Below are 16,308 nucleotides of genomic sequence, written 5' to 3' on the forward strand. Positions count from 1 at the left end.
ATTCAATGATTTCCCACGCTTGCTTTTCCAGCGGCCGCGCACCCGCGCGCCGTGTTCGCTTCGCCTGCCTGCCTTTGCCGATGGTGGTGGCGCTGGCTTCCGCCTTCGGCGGCCCGGCCCATGCCCAGGAGGCCGCGGCCCTGAGCGAAACGGTGGTCACGGCCAACCGCACGCCGCAGGCGCTGTCCGAACTGGTGGGCGACGTGTCGGTCATCGACCGCCAGACCATCGAGCGCAGCGGCGCCACCGGCGTTGCCGACGTGCTCGCGCGCGTGCCCGGCATCGAGATCACGCGCAACGGCGGCGTGGGCAACACCACCAGCCTGTTCATCCGTGGTGCGGAAACGCGCTTCACCGCCGTGTACCTCGACGGCGTGCGCATCGACTCGCAATCCACCGGCGGCGCCGGCTGGGAAGGCATTCCGCTGTCGCAGATCGACCGCATCGAAGTGCTGCGCGGCCCGGCCGCCGCCGTGTACGGCTCGGACGCCATCGGCGGCGTGATCCAGCTGTTCACCAAGCGCGGCGAAGAGGGCGTGCGCCCCTACGCGGGCATCGGCTTCGGCAGCAAGGGGCTGCGCAAGATCGAAGGCGGCGTGAGCGGCAAGTCGGGCCTGCTCGACTACTCGTTCGGCGTCGAGCACGAAGAGAGCAAGGGCTTCAACGTGCAGCCCGTGGACAAGCGCACCGTCAGCAAGGACGGCTTCACCAGCCCCGACCGCGACGGCTACCACAGCACCTCGGGCAACCTGAAGCTGGGCTTCCAGCTCACGCCCGACCAGCGCCTGGACGCCACGCTGCTCGCAAGCGACATCAGCGCGGGCTACGACGCCAGCGTGTCGTACCGGACCAGGCTCCCCATCCTGTTCGCCAACGACATCTCCAACAACACGCTGCGCACCGCCGGGCTGACCTGGTCGTCGAAGTGGAACGAGATCTACAGCACCCGCGTGCAGGTGACCGACTCGCAGTCGGTCTACAAGACGCAGCCGTCGTTCTACCGCACGCAGACCAACCTGCGCGGCTACCTGTTCCAGAACGAGTTCCGCTTCGGCCCGCACCTGGTGACGGCCACCTTCGAGCGCCGCGAAGACGCGCTCGAAAACGCGCCCACCACCTCGTCGAAGCTGCTCTCGCGCGACCGCGCGCAGGACGCTTTGTCGCTGGGCTACGGCTTCGTGCAGGGCCCGCATTCGCTGCAGCTGCATGCGCGCCACGACAAGGACAGCGAGTTCGGCGGCAAGACCACCGGCAGCGCCGCGTACGGCTACGCCATCACCCCGGCGCTGCGCTTCAGCGCCTCGGCCGGCACGGCGTTTCGCGTACCGACGCTGTACCAGCGCTTCAGCGAATACGGCGTGGGCACGCTGCGCCCCGAACGCAGCCAGAACGTGGAGCTGGGCCTGAACTACGCCCAGGCCGACACCACCGCCGGCATCGTGGTGTACCGCAACCGCGTGCGCGACCTGATCAACTTCGTGGGCACCGCCAAGGGCTGCGCCTCGGCGTTCGGCTGCTACACCAACGTGAGCCGCGCCACGCTGCAGGGCGCCACGCTGTCGGCCAGCCAGCGCCTGGGCGACGTCACGCTGCGCGCTTCGTTCGACATCCAGGACCCGAAGGACGTGTCCACCGGCAACCTGCTCGCGCGCCGCGCCAAGCGCCACGGCACCGTGGGCGCCGACTGGCGCGTGGCGGGCTGGACGCTGGGCGCCGAGGTGCAGGCGTCGAGCCAGCGCTACGACGACACGGCCAACACCGTGAAGCTGGGCGGCTACACGCTGCTGAACCTGTCGGCCAGCACCAAGATCACCCGCGACCTGAACCTGGTGGCGCGCGTCGACAATGTGGGCAACAAGGACTACCAGTACGCGCGGCTGTACGCCAATGCAGGCCGCACCGCGTACGTCGGCCTCAAGTGGACGCCTCAGTAAACCAAGCTTCGCAAACCCACGGCATCTCCGGTGCCGCGGCGCTCACCTGCGCCGCGGTGCTGGTGGCCGCCCCTGCCTCGGGGCAGGGCAAGACCACCGTTGCCGCCGCGCTCGCGCGGCTGCACGCCCGCCAGGGCCGCCGCGTGCGGGCCTTCAAGTGCGGGCCCGATTTCCTGGACCCGCACTGGCTGGCGCTGGCCACCGGCGCGCCGGTGCATTCGCTGGACCTCTGGATGACCGGCGAGGCCGACTGCCGCGCGCGCCTGCGCGCCGCCGCGGCCGAGTGCGACCTGCTGATCGTCGAGGGCGTGATGGGCCTGTTCGACGGCACGCCCAGCGCGGCCGACCTGGCCGAGCGCTTCGGCCTGCCGGTGCTGGCCGTGATCGACGCGCACGCCATGGCCGGCACCTTCGGCGCGCTGGCCTACGGCCTGCAGAACTTTCGCCCCGGCCTGCCGTGGGCCGGCGTGCTGGCCAACCGTGTCGCCAGCGAGCGGCATGCGGGCATGCTGAAAGACGCGCTGCGCGAGCCCGCGCAATGGATGGGTGCGTTGCCGCGCGACGCGGGCTTCACGCTGCCAGAGCGCCACCTGGGGCTGGTGCTGGCGACCGAGCTCGGCGATGCGATGGCGCGGCTCGATGCCGTGGCCGACGTGCTGGCCGACACGCCGCTCGGCCGGCTGCAGACATCGCAGCTTCCGCAGGCGAGCTTCGGGGCGCCCGAGCCCGAAACTGCGCACGAGACTGAAGAGGCGCACGCCGTGCCGCCCTTGCTCGCCGGCCGCACCATCGCCATTGCGCGCGATGCGGCCTTCTCCTTCATCTACCCCGCCAACCTCGACGTGCTGGCGTCGCTGGGGGCGCGGCTGTCGTTTTTTTCTCCGCTCGCGGGCGACGGCTTGCCCGCCTGCGATGCCGTGTGGCTGCCCGGCGGCTATCCCGAGCTGCACGCCGAGGCGCTGTCGGCCTGCGCACCGCTGCGCGAGGCGCTCGCCGCGCATGCCGCGGCTGGCAAGCCGGTGTGGGCCGAGTGCGGCGGCATGATGGCGCTGTTCGACGAGCTTGCCACGCAAGATGGCACCCCGAATGGCACCCCTGATGGCACCCCGAATGGCGCGCGTGCGCACCGCATGTGGGGCCTGCTGCCCGGCAAGGTCACCATGCAGAAGCGGCTCGCCGGCCTCGGCCCGCAGCAGCTCACGCTGGGCGCGCACACATTGCGCGGCCACACCTTCCACTATTCGCTGTGCGACACGCCGCTGGCGCCCGTCGCCCACACCGCGCGGCCCGGCCTGACCCAGGCCGTGGGCGCACGCGGCGGCGAGGCGCTGTACGTGCACGGGCCCGTGCGCGCCAGCTACTTTCATGCGTGGTTCGCGTCCAGCCCGGAAGCGACTGCGCGCCTGTTCAGCGCCATGCCCATCGAGTTGGAGCGCCATGCCTCTGTCGAATAAGCCGAAGACCGCCACGCACGAGTTCATCCTGGGCGGCCAGAAGAGCGGCAAGTCGCGCCGCGGTGAGCAGCGCGCGCTCGACTGGCTCGCCGCCGCGCCGCGCCACCGCGCCGTGATGATCGCCACAGCCCAGGCCTACGACGACGAGATGCTCGAGCGCATCGTGCGCCACCAGGCCGACCGCGCCGAGCGCCTGCCGGGCATGCGCACCATCGAGGAGCCCATCGAGCTTGCGCGCGCCATCATCACCCAGAGCACGGCCGAGACGCTGGTGGTGGTCGACTGCCTCACGCTGTGGCTCACCAACCTGATGATGCCCATGCCCAGCCAGGCTGCGCGGCCCGCCACGCGCACGCCCGCGGCGCACATCGCGATGCTGCTGGTGGCGTTGCGCGAGGCGCGCGGCCCGGTGGTGCTGGTGGGCAACGAAATCGGGCTGGGCGTGATCCCGCTGGGCCGCGAAACGCGCGCCTTCGTCGACGCGCTCGGCCGCCTCAACCAGGAAGTGGCCGCCGTGTGCGACCGCGTGACGCTGATGGCCGCAGGCCTGCCCCTGACCTTGAAAGCGCCCGCCGCACCGACATGAGCATGAAGAAGACACGCACGACGCTGGCCGCCCTGGGCCTGGCACTGTTCGCCCTGGCCGCGCATGCGCTCGACGTGGTCGACGAGCGCGGCGTGACCGTCAGCCTGCCGCAGCCGCCGCAACGCATCGTCACGCTGCTGCCGTCGCTCACCGAATCGGTGTGCGCGCTGGGCGCCTGCAACCGGCTGGTGGGCATCGACCGCTATTCGAATTCTCCCGAGCAGGTGAAGGCGCTGCCGCAGGTCGGCGGCGGGCTCGACCCCAACGTGGAGGCCATCGTCGCGCTGAAGCCCGACGCGGTGCTGCTGGCCAAGTCGTCGCGCGTCACGCAGCGGCTGGAGGCGCTGGGCGTGAAGGTGCTGGTGCTCGAGCCGAAGAACCATGCCGACGTGCGGCGCGTGCTCGACAAGCTCGACCAGGTGCTGGGCACGCACGACGCGCCCCGGGTGTGGCGCGTGATCGACGCCAGCGTGTCGGCGGCCGCGCAGTCGCTGCCCGCGAGCGCCAGGGGCCTGCGCGTGTATTTCGAGGTGAACAACGCACCTTACGCGGCGGGCGAGTCGTCGTTCATCGGCGAGACGCTGGCGCGCCTGGGCGTGAAGAACATCGTGCCGGCCGCGCTCGGCCCGTTCCCCAAGCTCAACCCCGAGTACGTGGTGCGCGCCAACCCCGACCTCATCATGGTCAGCGTGCGCAGCGCGCAGGGGCTGGAGCAGCGCCCCGGCTGGGCCGGCATTCGCGCGGTGCGCGAAGGGCGCATCTGCCGCTTCAGCGCCGAGCAGTCCGACGTGCTCGTGCGCCCCGGCCCGCGCATGGACGAGGCCGCGCGGCTGATGGCGCAGTGCATCGCCGAGCAGGGCGCGAAGGGCCCGCGGTGAACGCGGCCGCCAGGCACACGGCCCACCTGCAACGCGTGCTGCTGCTGGGCGCCGGCCTGCTGGTGCTGGGCGCCGCGCTGGTGCTGCTGGGCCTGGGCATCGGCAGCACGGGTTTCGAAAGCCTGCTGTCGGCGCGGCACGACCCGGTGGCGCTGCAGATCGTGTGGGACATCCGCCTGCCGCGCACGCTGGGCGCGTGGCTCGCCGGCGCGCTGCTGGGCCTGGCGGGCGCGGTGGCGCAGGGCCTGTTCCGCAACCCGCTGGCCGACCCGTACCTGCTGGGCAGCGCGTCGGGCGCGTCGCTGGGCGTGGCGGTGGCGCTGCTGATGTTCGGCGGCTCGGCCGCCAGTGCGCAGTGGGTGATGCGGCTCGGGCTCACGGGCGCGGCCTTTGTGGGCGCGGTGCTGGCGGTGATGCTCACGCTGATGCTCGCGCGCGGCGTGCAGCAGACGCTGCGCCTGCTGCTGGCCGGCGTGATCGTCGGCGTGGTGCTGGGCGCCGCCAAGGACCTGATCACCATCGCCTCGGCGGACATCCTGCAGGCGCTGCAGGGCTTCGTGCTCGGCAGCACCGGCCTGGTCGGCTGGAGCGCCTGCGCGGTGATGGCCATGGTCGGCGCCGTGTGCCTGCTGCTGGCCTGGGCGCTGGCGCCGGTGCTCGACGGCCTGGCGCTGGGCGAGGCCACCGCGCGCAGCCTGGGCCTGCCGCTGGGCGCGATGCGCGCGGCGCTGGTGGTGGTGCTGGCGCTGGCCACGGGCGCCGCGGTGGCGCAGACCGGCCTGATCGCCTTCGTCGGCCTGGCCGCGCCGCACCTGATGCGCTCGGTCGTGAAAACCACGCATGCGCGGCTGATTCTTTTGTCGGCGTTGATGGGCGGGCTGCTGCTGATGGCCGCCGACCTGCTGGCGCGCTGGCTCATCGCGCCGCAGGAGCTGCCGGTGGGCGTGCTCACCGCGGTGCTCGGCGGGAGCTACCTGCTGTGGCTGATGCACCGGCGCGGCGCGCGGAGCGGCGTGGCATGAACCCGAACAGCCTGAACGGCACAAGCACCACCCCCGCGCTCGAAGCCCGCGGCGTGAGCGCCACGCTGGGCGCGACCGAGGTGCTGCATCACATCGACCTGCGGCTGTCCGCAGGTCGATGGACCAGCATCGTCGGGCCCAACGGCGCGGGCAAGTCGACCTTGCTGAAAGCGATGGCGGGCCTGCTGGCGCACCGTGGCGAGGTGCTGCTCTTCGGCGAGGTGCAGGGCAAGGTGCCGGCGCGCGTGCGTGCCCGGCGCCTGTCCTGGCTGGGCCAGAGCGGCACGGGCGAGGGCAGCGCGGACGACCTGATGGTCTACGACGTCGCCATGCTCGGCCGGCTGCCGCACCAGCGCTGGCTGGCCGCCCCCAGCGTGGCCGACCGCGAGGCGGTGGAACGCGCCCTGCGCAGCACCCAGGCCTGGGACTGGCGCGACCGCCCGCTGGGCCAGCTGTCGGGTGGCGAGCGTCAACGCGTGTTGCTGGCGCGCGCCCTCGCGGTCGAGGCCGAGCTGCTGCTGATGGACGAGCCGCTCGCCAACCTCGACCCGCCGCACCAGGCCGACTGGATGCAGACCGCCCGCGCGCTCGTCGCCCAGGGCAAGACGGTGGTCAGCGTGCTGCACGAGTTGCCGATGGCGCTGGCCGCCGACGAACTGGTCGTGATGAACCATGGCCGTGTCGTGCACCACGGCGGTTGCAGCGACCCGACGACCCACACGGCGCTGGAGCAGGTGTTCGACCACCGCATCCGGGTGCATCGGGTGGCGGACCAGTGGATTGCGTTGCCGCGATGACTGTCTTTGCGTTTGACGTTGGCTGTTCAGGGCGCGATCGTTGTGCGCAGCGGTGGTTGATCGCGGTTCACCAAGAGTGCACCCGTCCCGAACAGCAGCAGCGTCCCCAACAAACCGCCGAACACAGAACACTGAAATTGGAAGCAGCATGCAAATAGAAACTCCTCCCAGCGAAAAGCCGTACGAAAAGCCCGAAGGCGAACGCCGGGGCATCGTCATCGTCAACACCGGCGACGGCAAGGGCAAGAGCACCGCCGCCTTCGGCCTCGCGCTGCGGGCCCACGGGCGCGGCAAGGCCGTGAAGATCTATCAGTTCATGAAAGTGCCGAGCGCGCGGTTTGGCGAACATCGCATGTTCGAGCAGATCGGCATTCCGATCGAAGGGCTGGGCGACGGCTTCAGCTGGAAGAGCCAGGACCTCGAACGCTCCGGGCAACTGGCGCGCGACGGCTGGGAAAAGGCCAAGGCCACGATCATGTCCGGCGACTTTTTCCTGGTGGTGCTCGACGAGATCACCTACCCGCTCATCTACGGCTGGCTGCCGCTCGATGGCGTGCTCGAGACATTGCGCGCCCGCCCCAAGCACGTGCACGTGGTGCTCACCGGGCGCCGCTGCCCGCCCGAGCTCATCGAGCTGGCCGACACCGTCACCGAAATGACGCTGGTCAAGCACGCGTTCAAGGCCGGCATTCCCGCGCAGCGCGGCATCGAAGACTGAACGGCATGGCGCACGCGTTCGAGGCGAGCGACGCCAGCGCGGTCTACCGCGCCATCCACGAGCGGCGCGACATGCGCCACTTCGCGGGCGGGCAGGTCGCGCCCGAGGTGCTGCGCCGGCTGCTCGGTGCGGCGCACCATGCGCCCAGCGTCGGCTTCATGCAGCCCTGGCGCTTCATTCGCATTCGCGGCCAGGCGCTGCGCGAGCAACTGCACCGCGTGGTCGAGCACGAGCGCGTGCTCACGGCCCGCGCCCTGGGTGAGCGCGAAGACGAGTTCATGCGCCTGAAGGTGCAGGGCCTGCTCGACGCGGCCGAGCTGCTGGCGGTGTCGCTGGCCGACGGACGCGAAAAACACGTGTTCGGCCGCCGCACGCTGCCGCAGATGGACCTGGCCTCCGCCTCCTGCGCCATCCAGAACCTGTGGCTCGCGGCGCGCGCCGAGGGGCTGGGCATGGGGTGGGTGTCGCTGTTCGACCCGGCCGAGGTGTCGGTGCTGCTCGGCCTGCCCGAAGGCGCCGAGCCCATCGCCTTGCTGTGCCTGGGGCCGGTGGACGCGTTCTACGAAGAGCCCATGCTGCAGCGCGAACGCTGGGCGCGGCGCGCGCCGCTGTCGTCGCTGGTGTTCGACGAAGGCTGGGGCCGGCCTTCGGACCTGTTCGACGCTTGCGAAGCTGCGCCTTCTTCTTTGTCCTCTTTCCCTTCTTACCCTCCCGTGGAGCCGACCTGATGCTCGCCTTCGACACCGTTCTCTTCGAGCTCGCGCGGCTGTTCCTCTGGCCCGTGACGCTGGGCGTGCTGCTGTCCTTCGTGTACGCCGTGTACTGCCTGGGCGCCTTCGGCATCGAGTACCTGCAGCGCCGCCGCGACCCGCTGCGCGCGCTGGTGCTGCAGCGCCACGCGGGCGCCAGCCAGGAGCAGATGGAGCTGGTGGTGCTCAAGCAGCTCGAAGGCGTGCGCCTGTGCAGTCGCGTGGCGCCGATGCTGGGGCTGATCGCCACCATGATCCCGATGGGCCCCGCGCTGGTGGCCGTGGCCTCGGGCGAATCGCAAGGCGTGGCGCAGAGCCTGGCACCGGCGTTCGCCAGCGTGATCGTGGCGCTGGCGTCGGCCTCGATCACCTTCGTGGTCTACACCGTGCGGCGCCGCTGGCTCATGCGTGAACTGGTGACGGTGCTGGACGCGCGGGATCGCCTCTCATGAGCGCTGCGCCGGGCCGCCCCAAGCAAGCTCGCTCCCGCTTGGCGGGAAGGCGCGCAGCGCCAAGGGTGCACCAATGAGCCGCAGGCAGTTCTCGATATTGAGCAGCCTGGACAGCGACGACGACGACCCGGTGCTCTCCACCATCAACCTGATCGACGTGTTCATGGTCGTCATCGGCATGCTGATGATCGCGGTCATCAACAACCCGATGAACCCGTTCGCGCAGGACAAGGTGACGGTCATCCGCAACGAGGGCCAGCCGAACATGGAGATCATCACGCGCGAGGGCCGGAAGATCACGCGCTTCAAGGCCAGCGGCGCGACAGGGCAGGGCGACGGCGAGAAGGCCGGCACCGCGTGGCGGCTGAAGGACGGCACGATGGTGTATGTGCCGGCGGATGCCGTGCCTGCGGGTGCGGCGCCTGCGGGTGCGGCGCCTGCGGGAACCCCGCCCGCGCAGGGCGGAAAGTGACGCGGCCTTTCTTCCGGCTGTTCTGGCTGCTGTGGGCGTCGTGCGCGGCGCTGGGGTTGCTCGCACCGGCGCACGCGCAGCAGGCGCCGTCTCGCGTCGTGGTGCTGAGCACCTCGCTGGTGTCGCCGGCACGCGTGGTGCGGCTGCAGGCTGCTGCGCGAGAAGCTGGCGTGCCGCTCCAGGTGGTGTCGGCCGCCACGGATTCGACGGATGCGCTGGCCGCCGCGCTCGACGGCGCGCGGCTGCTGGTCATCGACGCGCCGCACATCAGCGTGGCGCAGGCCGCCGCGGCGCGCTTTGGCGACACGGTGTCGCGCAGCGCCACGCCGTATGTGCTGGTCGGCGAATTCGCGCTGGTGGCGAAGGGCCAGGCGTCTGCCGCGCCACCGCTGGCGGCGGAGCGCGGCGTCGATGCCGCGTGGGCGCAACGGCTGCGCGAGTACTGGCGCTTTTCCGGCGCGGCCAACCTGGGTGCGGCCATGAAGGCGCTGTCGCAACCCGGCCAGCTCGCAGGCTTGCCGGCGGCGGTTCCGCTGCCCCTGGCGGGCCTGTATCACCCGGGCTGGCCGCGCATAGAGACCGACATCGGCGCCATCGACAGGCCGGGGGATGCAAATGGCAAAGGCACGGTCGCCATCGCCATCAACATCGCCACCGTCACCGGCGACGACACCGGCTGGCTCGACACGCTCATCGCCTCGCTCGAGCAGCGCGGCCTGCGCGCCTACGCTTTCTACGGCCCGCGCCAGCAGAAGGACCTGTTCTTTCGCATGACGCATGCCGGCGAGCGGCGCGTGGCCGATGCCATCGTCAATGCCGCGCTGGTCTTCAGCCCGAACGAACGCAAGGCCGAGCTGGAACGCATCGGCGTGCCCGTGCTGCAGACGCTGCCTTCGCTGGCCATGGACGCCACGCAGTGGGCACAGAGCAAGGACGGCCTCTCTCAGACCGACATCGCCGCGTACTACAGCCCGAGCGAGCTGGCCGGCATGACCGACCCGATGCTGGTCAGCGCGCGCGACGCCGCCGCCGGCACGCTGGCGCCGCTGCCCGCGCAGATCGACGCCGTGGCCGACAAGGCCGCCGCCTTGCTGCGCCTGCAGCGCACGCCGCCGGCCGAGCGTCGCGTGGCGATGCTGGTCTACAACTACCCGCCGGGAGAGGCGAACTTCGGCGCGTCTTTTCTGAACGTGCCGCGCAGCGTGAACAACATGCTGGCGGCGATGCAGTCGGCCGGCTACCGCACCGAGTTGCCGGGCACCGACGCGCTCATCGCGCAGGTGCAGGCGACGATGAAGGCCTACTACCCGACCGGGAAGGGCGATGCCTTGCAGCCCTTGCTCGACGGCAACCTGGCCGACGCGCTGCCGCTCGCGCGCTACCTCGCGTGGTTCCGCGCGCTGCCGGCTGAAACGCAACGCCGCATCGAAAGCTACTGGGGCCCGCCCGAGCAATCGACGCTGCTGCGCGACGTCGCGGGGCAGCGGGCCTTCGTGATTCCGCGGGTGCAATACGGCAACGTGGTGGTGCTGCGCCAGCCGCCGCGCTTCGAGCCCGGCACGCAGGTGGCCGACAAGGCCGCGCAGGTGTACCACCGCTCGGCCGTTCCGCTGAGCCACAGCTACCTGGCGACCTACCTGTGGCTGCACACGCAGTTCGGCGCTGGCGCGGTGGTGCACGTGGGCACGCACGGCACCGTGGAGTGGTCCGCCGGCAAGGAGCGCGGGTTGTCGGTGCAGGACGACCCCTTGCTCGCGCTGGGCGACCTGCCCAACGTGTACCCGTACATCATGGACAACCTGGGCGAGGCCACCACCGCCAAGCGACGCGGCCGCGCGACCATGGTGAGCCACTCGACACCGATGTTCGCGCCCGCCGGCTTTCGCCCCGGCGTGCAGCAGATGCACGAGCGCATGCACGACTGGGAAACGCTGTCGCCCGGGCCGGTGAAGGCCGCGATGGAGCGGCAGCTGGCGGCCGACTTTGCCGCGCAGCATTTCGACCGCGACCTGAAGTGGACGCCCGCGCGCATCCGCGCCGACTTCGCGGGCTTCATCGCCGTGCTGCATCCGTACCTGGACGAACTCGCGCAGACCGCGCAACCGCTGGGCCTGGCGACCTTCGGGCAGGCGCCGAGCGCCGAGCGCAGGCGCATGACGGTCCTGCAGATCCTGGGCAAGCCGCTGGCCGAAGCGCTGGGCGAAGACATCGACGAAGTTTTTTTGGTCGATGCGAACAACGTAGCCCGCTCGCGGCCCGCGCGCTGGATCGAACTGGCGCTCACCGATGCGCAGGCCGCCAGCGACATGGGCAAGACCGCTGACGACAGGCAGAGCCTGAAGGCGCTGGCCGAGCGCGCCCGCAAGCTGGACGAGGTGCTCGCGCACAACGAGGAAATCGAGGGCCTGCTGACCGCGCTCGACGGGCGCTACCTGAAGTCCAGCTACGGCGGCGACCCGGTGCGCAACCCCGACAGCCTGCCGACCGGGCGCAACCTCTATGGCTTCGACCCCAGCCGCGTGCCGACGCGCGCGGCATGGGGCACCGGCGTGGCCGCGATGGACGCCTGGCTCGCCGACCACGCCAGAAGCCATGCCGGCAAGGCGCCCGAGAAGATCGCCTTCACGCTCTGGGCCGGCGAGGCCTCGCGCCACCAGGGCGTGCTCGAGAGCCAGGCCTTCTACGCGCTGGGCGTGAAGCCGCGCTGGGACGAAGGCGGGCGCATGGCGGGCATCGAGGTGATTCCGGCGGCGGTGTTGAAGCGGCCGCGCATCGACGTGCTGGTCAGCGTCACCGGCTCGTACCGCGACCAGTTCCCGAACGTGATGCGCTGGCTCGACGAGGCGGTGCAGCAGGTGGCAGCACTTCACGAATCCACTGGATCCGGTGATCCGGTCAATGCGGTCAATGCGGTCAATGCGGTCGCGCAGCACAGCGAGGCCCTGGCCGCCAGGCTGCGCGCGCAAGGCGCCTCCGCGCAGGAGGCGCAGCGCTGGTCGACGGCGCGCGTGTTCTCCAACGAGCAGGGCAGCTACGGCGCCGGGCTCGAAGAGGCCGCGCTGGCCACCGACGTGTGGAAGGGCCAGCAGCGCGGCGGCGGCGACGCGCAGATGGCGCAGCTCTACATGGACCGCATGGGCCACGCCTACGGCAAGGGCCTCGACGGCGCGGCGCGGCCCGGCGCCTATGCGGGCAACCTGGCGCAGGTCGATGCGGCGCTGATGGCGCGCAGCTCCAACCTGTACGGCGTGCTGACCAACGACGACCCGTTCCAGTACCTGGGCGGCATCGCGCAGGCGGTGCGCCAGCTCACCGGCAAGGACCCGGCGCTGTACGTGCAGAACCTGCGCGACGGCGGCGCCGTGCGCACCGACACCGCCGCCGGCGCCATCGCGCGCGAGATGCAGACGCGCTACCTGCACCCGCAATGGATCGCCGCGCAGAAGGCCGAGGGCTACAGCGGCACGCTGCAGGTGCTGAAGACCGCGCAGTTCCTCTGGGGCTGGCAGGTGACGGCGCCGGCCGCGGTGCGGCAAGACCAGTGGCAGTCGCTGCACGACGTGTACGTGCGAGATCGCTACAAGCTGGGCACGCGCGAATGGCTCGAAGGCGACAACCGCGCCGCCTTCGCGCAGACGCTGGAGCGCATGCTCGACGCGGTGCGGCTGAACTACTGGAAGCCCGATGCCGCCACGCGGCGCGAGCTGGCGCAGGCTTATGCACAGGCCGCGGGTGCGAGCGGGCTGCGTGAGCGCAACGCGGGTGTGCAGCGGTTTGTGCAGGCTGAACTGGCACCGGCTACAGCGACAGCGCCTGTGCAGGCGCAGCCGCGTCGCGCGGTCGAGCCGGTGGTTGCCGCGGCGCCTTCGGTCGTACCTGCTCCTGAATCTTCTGCCGCACCCGCACCGGCTGAAACGCCCGCGCCTGAGCCCGCGCCGGCAAACACCCAGCCGGTCCGCGGCCTCAAGCTCGAACCCACGCCCGCCGCCGCACCGGCCCCGCAGGCCGAGACCGTCGTGCTGCGGCTGTGGGTCGCATTCGGTGCCGCATTGCTCGTCGCGTTCGGCGCATTGATGCAGTGGCGCCGGGGCAGGGCGGCCGCCTGATTCGCGAGAATGGCGGCTCCCATGCTCCACCCGAATCTCGAATACGCCCTTGCCGTGGCCGCCGCGCTGTGGATCGCGCTGGCCGTCGACCGCTGGCTGGGCGAGCCGCCCGCGGCGCTGCACCCGGTCGTGTGGATGGGCAACTACCTCGGCGCGATCGGTTCGCGCGTGGCGCCGCGCATGCACGCGGCACGGCCCGTCGACCTGCCGATGTTCTTCATCGGCGCGCTGACCTGGTGCGTGGGCGCGGCCTGCGCCTGGGGCGTGGCGATGGCCTTGCAGACGCTGGTCGTGCAATGGCTCGCGCCGTGGGCCGCTGCGCTGTTGCTGGGCCTGCTGCTCAAGCCGCTGTTCGCCTGGCGCATGCTGCGCGACGAGGTGCTGGCGGTCGAGGCCGCGCTGGCCGTGTCGCTCGATGCCGGGCGCAAGCAGCTCGCGCGGCTGGTGAGCCGCGACGTGTCATCGCTCAGCGAGCGCGAGGTGCGCGAAAGCGCCATCGAATCGCTCGCGGAAAACCTCAACGACTCGCTGGTGGCGCCGGTGTTCTGGTTCGTGCTGTTCGGGCTGCCGGGCGCGGCGCTCTATCGCTTCGCCAACACCGCCGACGCCATGTGGGGCTACCGCGGCGAGCGCAACGGCCGCGACTGGACCTGGCTCGGCAAATGGGCCGCGCGCGCGGACGACGTGCTCTCGTGGGCGCCGGCGCGCATCACCGTCGTGCTGCTGGCGCTGGCGGCATGGCGCTGGCCCACCGGGGCGGCGGGGCTGTCTGGCGAGGCGCGCCGCACGCCGTCGCCCAACAGCGGCTGGCCGATGGCGGCGATGGCGCTGCTGCTCGGCGTGCGGCTGGCCAAGCCGGGCGTGTACGCGCTGAACGCCGAGGGGCGCGCGCCTTCCGCCGCCGACATGCAGCGCACCGCGCAGCTGGGCGAGCGGGCAGCGTTGGCGCTGGGCGTGGGCGCGTCGCTGCTCATCGTGGCGACCACGGGATGGCGCTGGGCATGAGCACGGCGATGCACGGCGGGCCCGACGCATCTGGCGCCGCACCACACGATTTCTCGACCAACGGCAACGCGGTCGGGCCTTGTCCGGTCGCGGTGGCGGCGCTGCGGCAGGCCGACGCCGCGCATTACCCCGACCCGCACTACACGGCCTTGCGCGCAAGGCTCGCGGACTTCCATGGCGTGGCCGTCGAGCGCATCGTCATCGCGGCGAGCGCCAGCGAGTTCATCCACCGCATCAGCGCCGCCGTGATGCAGCAGGGCGGCCGCACCGCCTGGCTGCCGGCGCACAGCTACGGCGACTACGAACGCGCGGCGCGGGCCTGGGGCCTGCAGGTGCTGCGCGCGCCGCAGGCACCGGAGGGAGCCGCGCTGCGCTGGTGCTGCGAGCCGTCGAGCCCGCTGGGCCAGCCGCAGGCCGACCTGCCGCAACAGGCCGCGAGCGAGAGCGGGGTCTGCGTGCTCGATCTCGCTTACGAGCCGCTGCGCCTGGAAGGAAGCCCGTCGCTCGACGCCGCCCAACGCGACCGCGTCTGGCAGATGTGGACCCCCAACAAGGCCATGGGCCTGACCGGCATCCGCGCCGCCTACGCCATCGCACCCGTGCAGGCGCAGGCGGAGGGCGACCTGCTGCAGCGCATCGAACGCCTCGCGCCTTCATGGCCGCTGGGCACGCACGGCGTGGCCTTGCTCCACACGTGGGCCAGCGACGAAGCCCGCCGCTGGCTCGCGCGGAGCCTGCAGACCTTGGGCGAATGGAAGTCGCAGCAACGCGCCCTCTGCGAATCGCTCGGCTGGCACTGCCTGCCCAGTGACGCCAACTTTTTCTGCGCGCGCACCGAGCGCCCGTACCCCGAACTGGCCGCCGCCTTGCGCGCCGACGGCATCAAGCTGCGCGACTGCGCCTCCTTCGGCCTGCCGGGCCATGTGCGCCTGGGCGTGCTGCCGCCCGCGAGCCAGCGCGGCTTGAAAGAGGGATGGACACGCGCGGCCGCTCGCGCCGACCATTGACCGCACACCGTTCCGTACATCATTCCGCACACGGAGACAGACCATGCTCTATGCCATCACCGCGCTCTTTCTCTGCCAGCTTGCCGGCGAACTGCTGGTGCAGTGGCTGGGGCTGCCCATTCCCGGGCCGCTGATCGGCATGGTGCTGCTGTTCGCCGGGCTGCTGGTGCGCCGCAGCGTGCCGCAGGCGCTCGCCGACACTTCGGGTCACCTGCTGCGCAACCTGATGCTGCTGTTCATCCCGGCGGTGGCCGGCGTCATGCTGCATTTCGAGCGGGTGGGGCGCGAGTGGCTGCCGTTCCTGGCGGCGGGCATCGTCGGCGCGGCCTTCACCATGACCGTGACCGCGCTCACCTTCCGCTGGATGATCCGCGTCACCGGAACGAACGCCGAATGACCGCGCCCGCCAGGCTTGCCGACATCTGGGTGTTTCTTGCGCAGTCGCCGCTGCTGTGGCTGTCGCTCACGCTGCTGGCCTACCTGGGCGCGCTGTGGCTGCACACGCGCAGCGGGCGCAACCCGGTGGTCAACCCGGTGCTGATCTCGGTGGTGGTCATCGTGGGCGTGCTGCTGCTCACGCGCACGCCGTACGACACCTACTTCGAGGGCGCGAAGTTCGTGCACTTCCTCATCGGGCCGGCCACGGTGGCGCTGGCGGTGCCGCTGTACGGGCAGGTCGGGCGCCTGCGGCGGCTGTGGCTGCCCATTGGCGTGGCGCTGCTGGTGGGCTCGGTGGCGGCCATCGTGTCGGCCATCGGCATCGCGTGGGTGCTGGGCGGTTCGCACGAGCTGATGATGTCGCTCGCGCCCAAGTCGGCCACCATGCCCATCGCCATGGGCGTGGCCGAGAAGATCGGCGGGCTGCCTTCTCTCGCGGCCGTGGCGGCGGCGGTGGCCGGTATTTCGGGCGCGATCATGGCCACCGGGCTGCTGAACCTGCTGCGTATCAGGGAGCCCGCGGTGCGCGGCTTCGCGGTCGGCATGGCGGCGCACGGCATCGGCACGGCGCGCGCCATCCAGGTGAACGAGACGGCGGGCGCGTTCTCGGCGCTGGCCATGGGGCTGAACGGCATCGCGACCGCGCTGCTGGTGCCGCTCGTCGTGAAGCTCATGGGCGCCTGAAGGAGC

15 protein-coding genes are annotated in these 16,308 nt (G+C 71.3%); all 15 read left to right on the plus strand.

Features of this window, described 5'->3' with window-relative positions:
• Positions 1-5: 5 nt before the first annotated feature.
• The 15 genes from AB6807_RS03890 to AB6807_RS03960 all read left to right on the plus strand — a co-directional run bounded on the left by AB6807_RS03890 (position 6) and on the right by AB6807_RS03960 (position 16,302).
• A complete protein-coding gene (locus tag AB6807_RS03890) occupies positions 6-1,934 on the plus strand; it encodes a TonB-dependent receptor domain-containing protein (RefSeq protein WP_371083568.1) in 1,929 nt (642 codons plus the stop codon).
• On the plus strand, positions 1,919-3,388 hold the full coding sequence (locus tag AB6807_RS03895; protein ID WP_371083569.1) for a cobyrinate a,c-diamide synthase: 1,470 nt from the start codon (positions 1,919-1,921) through the stop codon (positions 3,386-3,388). Before AB6807_RS03890 ends, AB6807_RS03895 begins: the two co-directional genes overlap by 16 nt.
• A complete protein-coding gene (locus tag AB6807_RS03900) occupies positions 3,372-3,974 on the plus strand; it encodes a bifunctional adenosylcobinamide kinase/adenosylcobinamide-phosphate guanylyltransferase (protein ID WP_371083570.1) in 603 nt (200 codons plus the stop codon). Before AB6807_RS03895 ends, AB6807_RS03900 begins: the two co-directional genes overlap by 17 nt.
• A complete protein-coding gene (locus AB6807_RS03905) occupies positions 3,971-4,852 on the plus strand; it encodes an ABC transporter substrate-binding protein (RefSeq protein ID WP_371083571.1) in 882 nt (293 codons plus the stop codon). Before AB6807_RS03900 ends, AB6807_RS03905 begins: the two co-directional genes overlap by 4 nt.
• Complete coding sequence (locus AB6807_RS03910) at positions 4,849-5,874, plus strand: FecCD family ABC transporter permease (protein WP_371083572.1); 1,026 nt, start codon at positions 4,849-4,851, stop codon at positions 5,872-5,874. Before AB6807_RS03905 ends, AB6807_RS03910 begins: the two co-directional genes overlap by 4 nt.
• Complete coding sequence (locus tag AB6807_RS03915; RefSeq protein ID WP_371083573.1) at positions 5,871-6,671, plus strand: ABC transporter ATP-binding protein; 801 nt, start codon at positions 5,871-5,873, stop codon at positions 6,669-6,671. Before AB6807_RS03910 ends, AB6807_RS03915 begins: the two co-directional genes overlap by 4 nt.
• 148 nt (positions 6,672-6,819) lie before the next feature.
• Positions 6,820-7,389 (plus strand): cob(I)yrinic acid a,c-diamide adenosyltransferase, encoded by a 570-nt coding sequence (cobO, locus tag AB6807_RS03920; RefSeq protein WP_371083574.1) that lies wholly within the window; start codon positions 6,820-6,822, stop codon positions 7,387-7,389.
• Positions 7,390-7,394: 5 nt separating this feature from the next.
• Positions 7,395-8,117: a 5,6-dimethylbenzimidazole synthase gene (gene bluB, locus AB6807_RS03925; RefSeq protein WP_371083575.1), complete on the plus strand. Its 723-nt coding sequence runs from the start codon at positions 7,395-7,397 to the stop codon at positions 8,115-8,117.
• Positions 8,117-8,590: a MotA/TolQ/ExbB proton channel family protein gene (locus AB6807_RS03930; RefSeq protein WP_116908869.1), complete on the plus strand. Its 474-nt coding sequence runs from the start codon at positions 8,117-8,119 to the stop codon at positions 8,588-8,590. The genes bluB and AB6807_RS03930 overlap by 1 nt, the downstream gene beginning before the upstream one ends.
• Before the next feature lie 73 nt (positions 8,591-8,663).
• Positions 8,664-9,062 carry a DUF2149 domain-containing protein gene (locus AB6807_RS03935; protein ID WP_371083576.1) on the plus strand — a complete coding sequence of 133 codons (399 nt, stop codon included), beginning with the start codon at positions 8,664-8,666 and terminating at the stop codon, positions 9,060-9,062.
• On the plus strand, positions 9,059-13,168 hold the full coding sequence (gene cobN, locus AB6807_RS03940) for a cobaltochelatase subunit CobN (RefSeq protein ID WP_371083577.1): 4,110 nt from the start codon (positions 9,059-9,061) through the stop codon (positions 13,166-13,168). The genes AB6807_RS03935 and cobN overlap by 4 nt, the downstream gene beginning before the upstream one ends.
• A gap of 9 nt (positions 13,169-13,177) precedes the next feature.
• Positions 13,178-14,173, plus strand: a complete 996-nt coding sequence (gene cbiB / locus AB6807_RS03945; RefSeq protein ID WP_371083578.1) for an adenosylcobinamide-phosphate synthase CbiB — start codon at positions 13,178-13,180, stop codon at positions 14,171-14,173.
• Complete coding sequence (locus tag AB6807_RS03950; RefSeq protein WP_371083579.1) at positions 14,170-15,180, plus strand: aminotransferase class I/II-fold pyridoxal phosphate-dependent enzyme; 1,011 nt, start codon at positions 14,170-14,172, stop codon at positions 15,178-15,180. Before cbiB ends, AB6807_RS03950 begins: the two co-directional genes overlap by 4 nt.
• 43 nt (positions 15,181-15,223) lie before the next feature.
• Complete coding sequence (locus AB6807_RS03955; protein ID WP_371083580.1) at positions 15,224-15,577, plus strand: CidA/LrgA family protein; 354 nt, start codon at positions 15,224-15,226, stop codon at positions 15,575-15,577.
• A complete protein-coding gene (locus AB6807_RS03960) occupies positions 15,574-16,302 on the plus strand; it encodes an LrgB family protein (protein ID WP_371083581.1) in 729 nt (242 codons plus the stop codon). Before AB6807_RS03955 ends, AB6807_RS03960 begins: the two co-directional genes overlap by 4 nt.
• Positions 16,303-16,308 lie beyond the last annotated feature (6 nt).

This window comes from Variovorax sp. RCC_210, assembly GCF_041355175.1.
Classification (GTDB): Bacteria; Pseudomonadota; Gammaproteobacteria; order Burkholderiales; family Burkholderiaceae_C; genus Variovorax.